The 14,377-nt window shown below is 69.0% G+C and carries 10 protein-coding genes; 6 read left to right on the forward strand and 4 right to left on the reverse strand.

Features of this window, described 5'->3' with window-relative positions:
• Window positions 1-67 precede the first annotated feature (67 nt).
• A complete protein-coding gene (locus tag CGL27_RS43630) occupies window positions 68-745 on the reverse strand; it encodes a DUF305 domain-containing protein (protein WP_119993134.1) in 678 nt (225 codons plus the stop codon).
• Window positions 746-937: 192 nt separating this feature from the next.
• Here CGL27_RS43630 and CGL27_RS43635 point away from each other — a divergent pair, with 192 nt between their 5' ends.
• On the forward strand, window positions 938-2,419 hold the full coding sequence (locus tag CGL27_RS43635; RefSeq protein ID WP_119993136.1) for a hypothetical protein: 1,482 nt from the start codon (window positions 938-940) through the stop codon (window positions 2,417-2,419).
• Between the two features lie 12 nt (window positions 2,420-2,431).
• Here CGL27_RS43635 and CGL27_RS43640 read toward each other — a convergent pair whose 3' ends face one another.
• Both CGL27_RS43640 and CGL27_RS43645 read right to left on the reverse strand, forming a co-directional pair.
• A complete protein-coding gene (locus CGL27_RS43640; protein ID WP_119993137.1) occupies window positions 2,432-3,073 on the reverse strand; it encodes a TetR/AcrR family transcriptional regulator in 642 nt (213 codons plus the stop codon).
• Window positions 3,074-3,246: 173 nt separating this feature from the next.
• Window positions 3,247-3,960, reverse strand: a complete 714-nt coding sequence (locus tag CGL27_RS43645; protein ID WP_119993139.1) for an HAD-IA family hydrolase — start codon at window positions 3,958-3,960, stop codon at window positions 3,247-3,249.
• A gap of 813 nt (window positions 3,961-4,773) precedes the next feature.
• On the opposite strand from CGL27_RS43645, the gene CGL27_RS43650 reads away from it, so the two are divergent.
• The 5 genes from CGL27_RS43650 (at window position 4,774) to CGL27_RS43670 (ending at window position 13,389) form a co-directional block, all read left to right on the forward strand.
• Window positions 4,774-7,602 carry a LuxR family transcriptional regulator gene (locus CGL27_RS43650; RefSeq protein WP_162953202.1) on the forward strand — a complete coding sequence of 943 codons (2,829 nt, stop codon included), beginning with the start codon at window positions 4,774-4,776 and terminating at the stop codon, window positions 7,600-7,602.
• 156 nt (window positions 7,603-7,758) lie between these two features.
• Window positions 7,759-8,952 (forward strand): cytochrome P450, encoded by a 1,194-nt coding sequence (locus CGL27_RS43655; protein WP_119993143.1) that lies wholly within the window; start codon window positions 7,759-7,761, stop codon window positions 8,950-8,952.
• A gap of 42 nt (window positions 8,953-8,994) precedes the next feature.
• Entirely contained in the window at window positions 8,995-9,189 is a 195-nt protein-coding gene (locus tag CGL27_RS43660; protein WP_119994841.1) for a ferredoxin, read from the forward strand.
• 80 nt (window positions 9,190-9,269) lie between these two features.
• Complete coding sequence (locus CGL27_RS43665) at window positions 9,270-10,334, forward strand: 3-dehydroquinate synthase family protein (RefSeq protein ID WP_119993144.1); 1,065 nt, start codon at window positions 9,270-9,272, stop codon at window positions 10,332-10,334.
• Window positions 10,335-10,659: 325 nt separating this feature from the next.
• Window positions 10,660-13,389 (forward strand): AAA family ATPase, encoded by a 2,730-nt coding sequence (locus CGL27_RS43670; RefSeq protein WP_346345789.1) that lies wholly within the window; start codon window positions 10,660-10,662, stop codon window positions 13,387-13,389.
• 116 nt (window positions 13,390-13,505) lie between these two features.
• Here CGL27_RS43670 and CGL27_RS43675 read toward each other — a convergent pair whose 3' ends face one another.
• Complete coding sequence (locus CGL27_RS43675; protein ID WP_119993148.1) at window positions 13,506-14,162, reverse strand: class I SAM-dependent methyltransferase; 657 nt, start codon at window positions 14,160-14,162, stop codon at window positions 13,506-13,508.
• Window positions 14,163-14,377 lie beyond the last annotated feature (215 nt).

The following is a 14,377-nucleotide window of genomic DNA, read 5'->3' on the forward strand; positions in this document are numbered from 1 at the left end:
GCCCCGTACGCCCCTGTGGCGCCCCTCTACGAGATCCGCCTACGAATATCCGCCTACCGCTGTCCGCCTACGACGTCCGCAGCATCCGCCGGATCTCGCTGCTCTGCTGCGCGATCACATCGCCCGCCATCTCCTCCACCTGGATGTTGTTCCCCTGGGCCAGCACATCCGTGGCCATGGAGACCGCGCCCCGGTGATGGGCGATCATCAGCTTGAGGAAGAGCGCGTCGAAGTCGGCGCCCTCGGCGCCGCGCAGCCGCTTGAGCTCGGCCGCGGTGGCCATTCCCGGCATCTTCGCGTCATGGCCCTCATGGGCGCTGTCGTCGCCCTTCGGCGCGCCGCCGTTGGTCTTCTGCCAGCCGCGCATCGCCTCGATCTCCGGCTTCTGCCCGGCCGCGATGCGGTCCGCGAGCCGCTTGACCTTCGCCGACTTGGCCCGGTCGGTGGCGAGGTCGGTCATCACCAGGGCCTGCGCATGGTGCTCGATCATCATGCGGACGTAGGAGCGGTCGGCCGTGTTGGGGGAGTCGTCGTCCCCCGCCTTCGCCGCCTCCTCGGCCGACAGCTTCTTCGCCGCCTCGCCGGGCTTGCCCGGCGCGATCACCGCGGGCTTCCCGTCCTTGCCCTTTCCGGCGTCGGCCCCGCCGCCGCTCTCCGCGTCACAGCCGGTCAGGACGAGTGCCAGGGCTGCCGCCACGGCGGCCGCGAGGGATGCGGTGTGGAGCGTCGTACGGCGGTTCAACACCGTGGCCTCCTGGGGCGCTTGGGATCCGCAGACCGTCTTAGCACGTCAGCGGCGCGACCGTGCCGGGCGCGTTGGGAAATTCTCTTTACGAACATGTTGCTACCTGTTGTGGTGTACATGGATAGAGCGATACTTCCTCCGGTCCGTCAACCGTTCAACTCCGAACGGGGACGGCGAAAAAGGGAGGACGCAGTGAAGCCGTGGGAAAGACCTCCGCAGCGGCGCAGATATCTCGGCGCGGCCGCGGCCGCCTTCGGTCTGGTGGCCACCTTGCTGGCCGCGGGCCCGGCGGCAGCGACGCCCGACCCCGGTGACGCCCCGCACAAGGAGCGGGTGACGAAGGGGCAGCAGTCGGAAGCCAGGGCCGCCATCGAGGACGGCGACATCCCCGGCGTGGACCAGGTGGTCCACAGCGACAATGTCAGCCACCTCACCAACATCCCCAAGCAGGACCTCAAGGGCATCAACACCGACCTGGCCTTCCAGGGCAAGTACGCCTTCGCGGGCAACTACGACGGCTTTGTCATCTACGACATCAGCCGGCCGAAGAGCCCGAAGATGGTGAGCCAGGTGCTCTGCCCGGGCTCGCAGAACGATGTTTCGGTCTCGGGAGACCTGCTCTTCCTCTCCACCGACTCCTCGCGCAGCGACAACTCCTGCACCAGCACCACCCAGCCCGCGACCGAGAAGTCCTCCTGGGAGGGCATGAAGGTCTTCGACATCAGCGACAAGCGGAACCCTCAGTACGTCGCCGCCGTCGAGACCTCCTGCGGTTCGCACACCCACACCCTGGTGCCCGAGCGCAAGGACGTGTACATCTACGTCTCCTCGTACGCGCCCAGCGCCACCTTCCCGGACTGCCAGCCCCCGCATGACGGCATCTCCGTCATCAAGGTGCCCCGTAAGGCGCCCGAAAAGGCCGCGGTCATCGACTTCCCCGTGCTCTTCCCGGACGGCGGAAACCCCGGCGGGTCCACCAACCCCGGCGTCTCGCAGACCACCGGCTGCCATGACCTCACCACGTTCCCCAAGCTGAAGCTGGCGGCGGGCGCGTGCATGGGCGACGGCGTCCTGCTCGACATCGCCGACCCCGCGAAGCCGAGGGTCATCGACCGGGTCGAGGACAACGTCAACTTCGCCTTCTGGCACTCGGCGACCTTCAACGAGCGCGGCACCAAGGTCGTGTTCACCGATGAGCTGGGCGGCGGCGTCGCCGCGACCTGCAACACCGAGGTGGGCCAGGACCGCGGCGCCGACGGCATCTACGACATCGTCGGCAAGGGCGACAAGCGCAAGCTGGTCTTCCGGAGCTACTACAAGATCCCGCGCCACCAGGCCGACACCGAGAACTGCGTCGCCCACAACGGCTCGCTGATCCCGGCCAAGGGCCGCGACATCATGGTCCAGGCGTGGTACCAGGGCGGCGTCTCCGTCTGGGACTTCACCAACTCCGACAAGCCCGAGGAGATCGGCTACTTCGAGCGCGGGCCGCTCTCCAGCGACACGCTCGTCACCGGCGGCTCCTGGTCCGCGTACTACTACAACGGCTACATCTACTCCAACGACATCGAGAAGGGCTTCGATGTCCTGAAGATCCACGACCGGCGCACCGACAGCGCCGCGTCGGTCCGGCTGCGCGAGCTGAACACGCAGACGCAGCCCGACTACCGCTGAGAGCCCGTCCGTTCACTCCGGCGTGCTCATCCGGCTCCCGTCGGGCGGTTCCTCGCCCGGCGGGAGCCCGAGCTCCCAGTCCAGTCCGTAGCGGTGGAACAGCTCCGCCCGCAGCCGCTCGGGCGGCATCGGCGCGCCCGGCAGCAGCACCGCGACCACCGCGCCCATCAGCAGGGCGCGCAGCAGCCGGTAGTCGGTCTCGGGGTCCTCGGAGCCGTACCGCGTGACGGTGTCCCGCAGCAGACCGGCCAGCCGCTGCTGCTCGGGGCACTGGATGAAGCCCTCGGCCGTGAGGATCCCCGCCATATGCGTCCGCATCAGCCGCGGCCGGTCCCGGGCCAGCCCCAGGATCGCGTCGATCGCCCGCGCCATCAGCTCCCGCCCGGACTCCTCGCCCTCCGGGCGCGGCTCCCGCTCGAGCCCCCGGGTCAACTCCATGTGCATCAGCCGGTGGACGGCCGTCTGCAGTAGCTGCCGCTTGCCCGGGAAGTAGTACGAGACCAGGCCGCGGGCCGCCCCGGCCCGGTCGGCGATATGGGCGAGGGTGGTCGCCTCGTAGCCGTGCTCGTCGATCAGCTCGACCGTCGCCTCCAGCAGACGGGCCTGGGATCGGCGGCGCAACTCCTCATTGACCGACGGGCTTCGGGGGACCATGCTGTAACTCCTGCGTTGGCTGGCTGTCAGCCAATATACTCAGGCGACGTTCGGTTGTCCGCCGATCCTTCGAGGGCCGCCGTATGTCTCCGCCGGTTCGGGCGGCATGGGGGGATCGCCCGAACCGGTGGGTTCGCCCCGTGGGATCCCTTTCGGGCTTCGTTCCGCGGGGCCTAGGGGGCCGTGGCGGCGTCCGGCGGCAGGCCGAGAACCGCGCGCAGGGCGTCCGGACGCCGGTCCACCGGGAGATGGTCCACCAGGTGGACCCGGCAGCCCAGGGCCGCCGCTCCCGCGTCCGCCCGGCGGTCGTCGCCCACCATCACCGTGTCGCCCGGGGCCACGCCCAGCGCGTCGCACGCGGCCTGGAACAGCCTCGGGTCCGGCTTCTGCACCCCGTGCTCGTACGAGAGCGCATAGGCGTCCACCAGCGGGTCCAGGCCGTGGGCGCGGAAGACCGGGCGCAAATCCCAGCCGATGTTGCTGACCACCGCGATCCGCACCCCGCGCCGGCGCAGCTCGCCCAGCACCTCGCGGGCGTCGGGGTAGGGCCGCCAGGCCGCGGGCTCCATATGGCGGTCATAGAGGGCGTCGTAGAGCTCGGGGCGGGGCAGCGGCACCTCGCGGGCCATACCGGTGAAGGCGGCCCGGTGCGGCTCGGCGCCGCGGTCCCGTACGGCCCACACCTCCTCCAGGTGCGGCGGCACCGCGAGCGGTGGGGCGCCGCCGGGCAGCGCACCGGCCTCCTCCAGGTTCCGCGCGTACCGTAGGACATCCTCGTCCGGGGCCGCGGTCCCGCTCCGCTCCAGCACGGTACGGAGCCAGGACTCGGCGGACTCGATTCGGAACAGCGTCCCGGAGAAGTCGAACAACGCGCCCTTGACGGTCACAGTTCACGCTCCCTCGTCTCTGAAGTGGCCAGGAGCCAGGACTTCCGGCGTCGTATGCCGCGGGTCCGGCCCCGGGCTCGGTCCACGGCGCACCCGTTTCGGCCGTTTTGCAGGCAGATAAATCCCGGCCAAATCACGGCGAAGAGTTTAGGGGAATCATGGGGCGGCGGCCGTTTATGGTCGCGCTGTCGCGGTGATCATATAGGGGTCAATCCCCGTATCTCCGTCGCGAGTCGGGGGGCAGACATATCTGCTGAGGGGCGAGGAGGTTGCCGGGAATGGTACGCGACATGACTTTGAGGCAACCGGGGGATGACCGCAGGTGGGGCACTTGCCGCTCCGGAGCCCGCTGGGACGGGCGTGGAGCGGCGACCGGCCGGGGCGGCTGCTGGTAAACCGCCAGCTTTGCACAGGGCAAGGAATGCTGCCGGGTCCATAACCGGTTCAGAGTCCGAGGTGCATTCGCGTCGGCATGCCGTACATCGCCTTTCTCCTGCGCGCCGGCACCGGTGGCGCCCCGCCCTTCTCGGGGGTGCGAGGAAGGGGGCCGCCCGCTCGGGCAGGCACGTTCACGCGGGGGTCGGAAACCGTGGTTCATCATGATCGGTGGAAGGTTTCGCTCCGGTTGTGACTCTGCTTGTATGAACGTCAAGGACATGGGCTCCCACCGGAGGTGATCCAGATCAGGGAATCGTCCGCCGTCGGCGCAGCGGTTATCTGTCTCGTCAGAGAAGCCTTCTTCCGCAGGGTGGGATGACTGCGGAGATCAACTCATCGCTCAGACGCACACCCCCACAGCGAGGACTGATGAGTATGGGACTGACAGATTATCAATTCGAGCTTCGCGACGTCCTCGACGCGGCAGCACGAGGCAACGGCGGGCTTCTCCAAGTGACCGGGGGGCCCGGCGTCGGAAAGACCTCCTTATTGGGCTGTCTGAAGGAACAGGCGGCCGAGTCGGGTGCGGTCTGTCTTACGGCGTCCGGATTCGCGGACGACACCGCCATCCCGTTCAACATAGTGGAACAGCTGATCTGGTCCTCCGCGTTCATGGGCGAATTGGACGTCGTGGCGCGCTGGAGGACTGCCGGAGAGCGGTATTCGGAGGCCGAACCCGGCATGCTGAGAAGCCTGGTCCGTGAAATATCCGATGTGCTGCACCGTATCGCGGGCGGCAAGCAGCTGATCATCGCGATTGACGATGCCGAGCATGCCGACTACCCCTCCCTCATGTGCCTTCTGTATATCGCCAGGCATGCGTCCGGCACCCGCACACTCGTCGTGATGACCGGCGGGCAGACACATCCGTTGTGCGCCCCGACTCACGGCTTCCACGAGTTCTACAAGATCAAGATCGATACACTCCCGGAATCCGGGGTCGGACACCTGCTGGAGCGGCACAGCGACGCCGACCTGGCCGACCGGATCCGCGCCTCCTGCCACGCCGTCAGCGGTGGCAATCCCAGACTGGTCAAGGCCCTGCTGCGCGACCATCTCCAAGCCGCTCCGGGCGGGCCGGAGACTGCTGTCACCGTCGGCGCGGAGTTCCAGGAGGCCTATCGCGGGTGTCTGTTATCCCATCCGGCGTTGCTCCAGGTGGCACAGGCCCTCGCGGTGCTGGACCGGTACGGCAGCCCGTGGCGGGTGGCCAATCTGCTCGAATGCGGCCAGGAACGCGTGGCCCGGGTCATCACCATCATGAACTCCGCGGGACTGCTGGAGGACGGACGTTTCCGGCACCCCGCGGCGCGATACGCCACGCTGGAGACGCTGCCCGCGGAGGACCGGGCCCGCCTCAGCGCGAAAGCGGCCGAACTTTTGTATGCCGACGGGGCCGACCCGATCGCGGTGGCGGAACTCCTGGTCACCGCCGATAAAACGCCCGACCAAAAAGGCGTCACAGTGCTCTGGCACGCGGCCCAGAAGAATCTCGACCACGGCCGTACGGAGGAAGCGATCGCCGGCCTGCGGCTCGCCGCCCGCGCGGACCTCGGCCGACGGGAGCACATGGACATTCTCATGGCGCTGGTCGGGGCGTTATGGTCCAGCAATCCGGCGACCGCCGAACCCGAACTGGACCGCCTGTTGGCCGCGATACGGGAGGAATTCCCCGCCGACATCCCCGAGCGGTATCTGTGCTTTCTGCTCTTCATGGTGCTGTGGTTCGGCCGGTTCAGCGATGGGGAAGAAGCCTTCAAGTGGCTGTCGGGCGGTGGTGACACCGATAACGCGTCCAGCATGGCCGCTCTGCGGGTGACCCGGCAGTGGGCCACCTTCCTCAAACCGACCCTGATCCATGACTTCCCCGACCACGCTCTCTCGGACGGGGAAGTCGACGGACTGTGGGCGGCCAACCTGGAGCACGGTCTGCAGCTGTCCGTCGGCGAACTGGGCATGGAGATCGGGCATTTCCAGGATCCCCGGCAGGTGGCGGACTTCTTTCCCGATGCCATGCATCTGTTGTCGCCCTCCAATCACTTCTGGTTCGCGTACGCATACGCCTGCCGGATGGTCTGGGCATTGACCGCGAGAGGAGAAGCGGAAACGGCGGACCGGCTGTGCGGCGCGCTTTTCACCGCGGCCGACAAGCTGAACATGAAGACGCCCGGCGCCGTCGCTCTGTCCATGCGCGCCTACATCAGATGCCGCCGTGGGGACTTCACCTCGGCCATCGATTTCGCCGGCACCGCACTGAATTCCATCCCCCCGCGCGGCTGGGGCGTCGCCATCGGATTGCCGCTCTCCGTTCTGGTGGCGGCCCACACCGCCATCGGCAGACTCGATGATGCCGAGCGATATCTGCGTTACTGGGTGCCGAAGGAAATGTTCGACAGCGTTGTGGGATTGGAGTACCTCCGGGCTCGCGGACAGTACTGTCTGGCCACCAACCGCCCCTATGCCGCGCTGAGCGATTTCATGGTGAGCGGGATGCTGATGGACCAGTGGCCCGTGGACTTCGGCGACCTGGCGCCCTGGCGCATCGACGCCGCCGAGGCGTATCTGCATGTCCAGGAGCCGGCGGAGGCCAAAAGACTCGCCCTGGAAGAGCTCAAGCTCTCGCCCGACCGCCCCTTGAGCACCCGTGGCCGAGCGCTGCGCGTTCTGGCCATGGCCGAGGACCCGGACAAGCGCAGGCTGCTCCTCTATCAGTCCGCCAAGTGTCTGCGTGAGCACGGCGACCGTTTCGAACTCGCCCGTACGCTCGCCGAGCTCAGCCAGGACTTCCTCAGCACCGGAGAGACCCAACAGGCTCGCACCACCTGGCATGAGGCGCAGAAGCTGATGGACGAGTGCGGGATCAGCGCCCAGCACGAGAGCCGCAGGGACCTGGTCGTGGACGGCGCCGAGAGCCCCGTGGACGCTCGACTGTCGGAAGCCGCCGGGGAGTCCGAGGAGAGAGAGCCCGGCGCGTCGGCCGAAGGCGCAGAGCAGCCCGTTATCTCGGAGGCCGAGTGGCGCGTGGCGACCCTGGCCGCGTCGGGGATGTCCAACCGGCAGATCGCCAAGAGCCTCTACATCACGGTCAGCACCGTGGAGCAGCATCTGACGCGCATCTACCGCAAGCTCTCAGTGGGAAATCGGCAGGAGCTGTCGCGCCGTCTGTGGCTGCTCATCGGAGCCACCGGATCGTCCTCCTGCTGAGTGTCCTGCCGCCGAGGCAAGGGGGGATACCTGCCCTCAAGCCAAGGGGGCATAGGGGAGTGGTTAGGGGAGTGGGGAGCGGGTGCGCGGACCAGACTTGTCCATCCGTAGGGCGGCGCAGTGGTGGCGACGAAGCGACGGACAGGACGGACAGGCATGGACGAGATACGCGACTACCCCGAATCGCGGGCTGCTGCATGCCCGTTCTCACCCCCGCTGGGATACGAGGAGTTGCGCGAGCGGTCCGCCGTCACGCGGGTGCGGATGTGGGATGGCAGCACCCCGTTTCTCGTCACCGGCTATCACGAGGCGCGGGCCGCGCTCGGCGACAGCAGGTTCAGCGCCGACGGCACGCACAAGGCGATGCCGCGCTTCGTGAAGTTCGAGGTGCCGGCCGAGGTGTTCAACCTCGGGAGGATGGACGATCCGGAGCACGCCCGGATCCGCCGCATGCTCACCGCGAACTTCACCATCCGGCGCACCGAGGCGATGCGGCCGATGATCCAGGGCATCGTGGACGGCCTCCTGGACCGGCTGATCGCCCAGGGGCCGCCGGCCGACCTGGTGGCCGACTTCGCCTTCCCCCTGCCGTCCCAGGTGATCGGTGTGATGCTGGGGGTCTCGGACGCCGACTTCGCGGAGTTCCAGCAGGCGTCGCAGGGCGTCATGGACTTCACCGCGTCGGCCGAGGAGATGGGCGCCGCGCTCGGCGTCATGGTGGACTACGTCGCCCGGATGTGCGCGGCCAAGCGCGCCGACCCGGGAGACGATCTCCTCAGCCGGCTCATCGTCGACCAGGAGCTGACGGGCGGGCTCACCCAGCAGCAGGTGGTCGCCACCGCCCTGGTGCTGCTGCTGGCCGGGCACGAGACCACCGCCAACATGATCGCCCTGTCCACCGTCCTGTTGCTGAGCCACCCCGAACAGCTCGCCCGGCTGCGGGCGGACGCCGGGCTGATGGGCAACGCGGTGGACGAACTGCTCCGGTACATCACGATCGTCCAGGAAGGTACCGGACGGGTGGCCACCGAGGACGTCGAGGTCGGCGGGGTGCTCATCCCGGCCGGTGAAGGGGTGATCATCAATCTGCCCAGCGCCAACCGCGACCCCCACTTCGCGGACGCCCACGAACTGGACCTGAGCCGGCCGAACGCCCGCGAACATGTCGCGTTCGGCTTTGGAGTGCACCAGTGCCTGGGGCAGACCCTCGCCCGGGTCGAGCTCCAGATCGCCCTGGAGACCCTGCTGCGCCGGCTGCCGACGCTGCGCCTGGAGGTCCCCTTCGACGACCTGGCGTTTTTGTACGAGTCGATGAACTTCGGCGTCGCCCGTGTGCCCGTCGCCTGGTGACCGCGGAACGGATGACAGAAGGATGATGAGGGGAACACGATGGTGAAGGTCTCGGTGGATCAGGAGAAGTGCTGCGCGGCCGGGCATTGCGCGCTGGCGGCGCCGGAGGTTTTCGACCAGCGGGAGGAGGACGGGACAGTGGTCCTGCTGGACCCGCGGCCGCCGCTCGCGCTGCGCGACAGCGTCGCCGAGGCCTCGTTCCTGTGCCCGGCCGCCGCGATCACGGTCGAGGACTGAAAAGGGCTCCGCACGCACCCGATTCCGGCCCCGGCGAGACGGCTTCTCGCCGGGGCCGCGCCAGCGATGGGAAAGCAGTCTTGACCACGTCGACTTCCAGTCCGGCCGCCAGTTCCGCTTCCCCCGCCCGACAGGTCGACGTCGGGCTGGCCGAACGCTCCTACACCGTGCACATCGGACACGGTGTGCAGCGGCTGCTCCCACAGGTGGTGGCCGCCCTGGGCGCGCGCAGGGCGGTGGTGGTCACCGCGCGGCCCGCCGAGCAGACCCCCGACCCAGGAGTGCCCTCGCTCGTCGTACCCGCCCGCGACGGGGAGGCGGCCAAGGACCTGGCCGCCGTGACCGATCTGTGCCGCCGGTTCGTCGGATTCGGACTGACCCGCTCGGATGTGGTGGTGTCCTGTGGCGGCGGCACCACGACCGACACGGTGGGCCTGGCCGCCGCCCTCTACCACCGGGGCACCCCGGTCGTACACGTGCCGACCTCGCTGCTCGCCCAGGTGGACGCGAGCGTCGGCGGGAAGACCGCGGTGAATCTGCCCGAGGGCAAGAATCTGGTCGGCGCCTACTGGCAGCCCGCGGCCGTGCTCTGCGACCTCGAACATCTGAAGACCCTGCCCGAACGGGAATGGCGCAACGGCCTCGGTGAGATCGCCCGCTGCCACTTCATCGGCGCGCCCGATCTCGACGGGCTGCCGCTGCTCGACCAGATCTCGGCCAGTGTGACGCTCAAGGCGGGCATCGTCGCCGCGGACGAGCGCGACTCGGGCCTGCGCCACCTCCTCAACTACGGACACACGTTGGGGCATGCGCTGGAACGTGCCACCGGGTTCGCGCTGCGGCACGGGGAGGGCGTGGCCATCGGCACGGTTTTCGCCGGCCGGCTCGCCGGCGCGCTGGGGCGCATCGGCCCGGAGCGCGTGGCCGAGCATCATGACGTGGTCGCCCGCTACGGCCTGCCGACCGCGCTGCCCCCGCATGTCTCCGTGTCCGAGCTGGTGGAGCTGATGCGCCTGGACAAGAAGGCCACCGACGGGCTGACGTTCGTCCTGGATAGCCCCGCGGGGCCCGGACTGGTGCGCGGGATCCCCGAGGACACCGTCGGCGCCACCCTCGCGGCGATGCCCCGCGCGCCCGCATGGTGATGCGTCACGGTATCCGAGCCGCCTGGACGTTTCTCCGCATACGTTTTAGGGGCGCACGGACTCGATAGGGGGTTGACCGTGCGGCGCCCGCCACGGATAACTGACGGCGCGATGAAGGGAACGAGATGTGGTGGCGCCGGTTAGGGGGCGGAGGTTCCGGTAGGGGTTGAGGCGGGCGGGGGCGTGCTGATGGAATCGTGTCCCGATCAACAATTTGGTCTGACTCAAGGGCCGCGAGTCCGTATTCCGTCGACCTCGATCGGGGACCATCACCATGCCCTACAGCTATGCCATGCCGTTGAATACCGAGCCGAATTCCCGTCCGATGGGCGGGGTATTGCATACCGCGGCGTACCTCGGACATCCATTCGGTGACTCTTTGGTGCGGCCCGGGCAGGCTCTTCTCGTGGACGGACCGCTGGCATGCGGGAAGACGACCCTGCTCCGGTCGTTCGCCGAGCGAGCCTCCGAGGCCGGCTATCTCACCGTCACAGCGACGTGTTCCCCCAGCGAGCGGGACCTTCCCTTCGGGGTCGTCTCACAATTGGCCCGCGGCGCCTGGAAGTCACCGGGCGGGCTGCCCGAGGTACCGGGGCTGCCGGACATCCTCCGCGCGGCCGGCGATCCGCTGGACCAGGCCGGGATCGCCCGGCTGTGCCACCGGCTGTGCACCTCGCTGATCGACCACGCGGAACACACGCCGCTGCTCGTCGCCGTGGACGATGTCCGGCACAGCGACGCGGCCTCCGCACACTTCCTCCTGCAACTGGTGCGGCGCCTGGACTCGGCGCGCATCGCGGCCGTATTCACCGACGACTTGAGCCTGCCGTCGTCCCTGCCGCTCCGCTACGAACTGCTGCGCGCCCAGCACCTGCGCCGCATCGGCCTGGGCCCGCTCTCCCCCGGCCAGGTGGCCGAAGTGGTCGTGGCGGAGCTGGGGGAGACCGCTCGCGCCCACGTCGGCGACATCTGCGCCGCCACCGGTGGCAACCGGCTGCTGCTGCACACTCTGCTGTCCGACTACCGCGAACACGGCGAGGCCAGCCAGGCCGGCTACGGCCAGTCCTTCCTGAGCTGCCTGCACCGCAATGAGCCGATCTTCCTGGACGTGGTGCGCGCGCTGGCCGTGGTGGGATCCGCCCTGCCCGCCGCCGACCTCGCCTGGATGACCGGACACGAGCCCGAGCCCATCAGCCAGGTGCTCGCGGCGCTGACCGGGGCCGGGCTGATGGACGAGGGCGAGTTCCGGCAGGAGGCGGCGCGGTTGAGCGTGCTCAACGACATGCCGGCACAGGCCCGCAGGACCCTGCACCAGCGGGCCGCGCGGCTGCTGCACGACCAGGGCAGGCCCGCCACCACGATCGCCCGTCATCTGGTGCGGGCCGGGCAGATCCCCGACTCGTGGTCGGCCGAGGTGCTTCTGGAAGTGGCCGAGCAGGTGGCGGTGGGCGAAGAGGCGTCCATCGCCGTCGACTTACTGGAGCAGTCCTTCGAGCAATGCCCGCACGAAGAGCGCCGTGCAGCCCTGCAGGCGAAGCTCGCCGGGGCGGAATGGAAGATCAATCCGTCCACCGCCACGCGGCACCACGCACCGCTGTACGACGCCGTCCGCGCCGGCCGGCTCGGCCTCCCCGACAGCGTCACCCTGCTCATGCAGCTCCTGTGGAAGGGGGGACTGGGCGAGGTGGAGGGGCTGCTCGCCCACCTGCGCGAGGACCCCGCGGCCACGGACCAGCTCCATGCCATCGAGGCGGCACTCACCTGCACCTATCCCTGGCTGGCGGAGCGGCGGGCGGCCCCGGCACACCACGGTGGCTCCGCGGCGACACGGGCGGCGGTGTGGCCCCGGGCCGGCACCGTCCTGGCCGACGTGCTCACCGGCGGGCAGACCCATGACACCGTCCGGCGGGCCGAGGAGGTGCTGCGCGAACTGCAGCTCGGGCACGACCCGGCATGCCACGAGCAGGCGGGGCTGTTCGCCCTGCTCGCCCTGGTCTACGGCGGCCGGAACGACCTGGCGTCCGCCTGGTGCGAGGGTGCGCTCGGCGAGACCGGTGGGGGACCGCACGTCCCGATGCGGCAGGCGGTGCTGTCGGCGGCCAGGTCGGAGATCGCACTGCGCCGCGGTGACCTCGCCGAGGCCGCGGAGCAGTCCCGCGCCGCCCTCACCCACGCCTCCCCCGGCGCCTGGGGTGTCGCGATCGGGCTGCCGCTCGGCGCCCTCATCCTGGCGTGTACGCGGATGGGGCGGCACGAGGAGGCGGGGTTCCATGTCGCGCAGACCGTGCCCAACGCCATGTTCAAAAGCTCCTACGGGCTGCACTACCTGTACGCGCGCGGCCACTACTTCCTGGCGGCTGGCCGGCACCAGGCCGCGCTCGCGGACTTCCTGCTGTGCGGTGAACTGCTCACCGACTGGGGGCTGAGCAGCGGCTGCGACCCGGTGCCGTGGCGGATCGGGGCGGCGGAGGCATGGCTGGCGCAGGGCAACCACGACCAGGCCCGGATCCTGGTGTACCAGCAGCTCAGCCGTCCGCACACGGACGGCGCCCGGGCCCGCGGGCAGTCGTTGCGTCTTCTGGCGGCCACCAGTTCGGCGAAGCGGCGGCCGCAGTTGCTCAACGAGGCGGTGGGCCTGTTCACCGAGCAGGAGGACAAGTACGAGCTGGCCCGCACGCTGTGGGACCTCAGCCAGGCGTACCACGCGCTCGGTGAGAAGAAGCAGGCCCGCCGGACCATGCGCCGGGCCTGGCATGTGGCGAAGATGTGCGACGCGGCGTCGCTGTACGAGGAGTGGCTGCCGGCCGACGACCAGCACCATGCCACCGCACCAACGCCGAAGTCGGACACCGCGATCGAGCGGCTGACGCACTCCGAACGGCGTGTCGCGTCGCTGGCCGCGATGGGCTACACCAACCGGGAGATCGCCGGGAAGCTGTACGTCACGGCCAGCACGGTGGAGCAGCATCTGACCCGGGTGTTCCGCAAGCTGGACATCAAGCACCGGGAGCAACTGCCCACCGAACTGTACGTCGACCGGACGGAGTTGGCGTGACCGCGGCGCGGCGCGCCTGACAGCGGAGCCGCGCGGACGGCCATGTCCCGGGAGCCCCCCGGAACATGGCCGTCAGACGTTCAGACGCTCAGCCGCGCAGGCGCTCAGCCGCGGAGTCAGCGTTTGACCGCGAGCGTGATGCCGTCCCCCACGGTGAGCATGCTGATCTCGACGCGGCCATCCTCCCGGAGCAGCTTGTTCACCTCACGCAGGGCGGCGGTGTCGGCGTCCTGCGCGGCGGGGTCGGTCACCCGGCCGAAGAAGAGGGTGTTGTCCAGGACGATGAGCCCGCCACGCCGCAGCATCGCCAGCGACTCCTCGTAATAGTGCGCGTATCCGGTCTTGTCCGCGTCGATGAAGACCAGGTCGAACTCCCGGCCCTCCCGCCGCAGTCCGGCCAGTGTCTCCTTGGCGTCGCCGATGCGCACGTCGATGCGGTCCGCCACGTCGGCGCGCTCCCAGAACGGGCCGCCGAGCCCCGGCCACTTCGCCGTGATGTCGCAGGTCACCAGCGTGCCGTCGGCCGGCAGGGCCCGCGCCATGCACAGCGTGCTGTATCCGGTGAAGGTGCCGATCTCCAACACCGAACGGGCGCCGACGAGCCTGACCAGCAGCCCGAGGAGCTGGCCCTCCTCGGGCATCACCTGCATGGCCTGCGCGGCGGGCAGACCCGCGGTCTGTGCCCGCAGCCCGGCCAGAATATCGTCATCGCGCAGGGACAGTTCCCGGACATATCCGAGAATTTCTTCGGTCACATCGACTTGCTGAGCCATCGGATTTCCGCACCCCGCAAAGCTGAAAAGGGAAGGTTCAGGGAAAGGCAATGCGGCCCATGCTAAGAATCCGTCGACGCGCCGCGCAATGGGGTCTTCCAGAATGCTGGAACTCATATTCCGGCTGAGGGGGGTATAGGGGGGATCCTTAGGGGATTTGGGTGACCGCCCGGAGAATACCGTGAACGCGGAAGCGCGTGTCATGGTCGGCACGT

Origin of the sequence: Streptomyces sp. 11-1-2, assembly GCF_003595545.1 — a bacterium.
Classification (GTDB): Bacteria; Actinomycetota; Actinomycetes; order Streptomycetales; family Streptomycetaceae; genus Streptomyces; species Streptomyces hygroscopicus_B.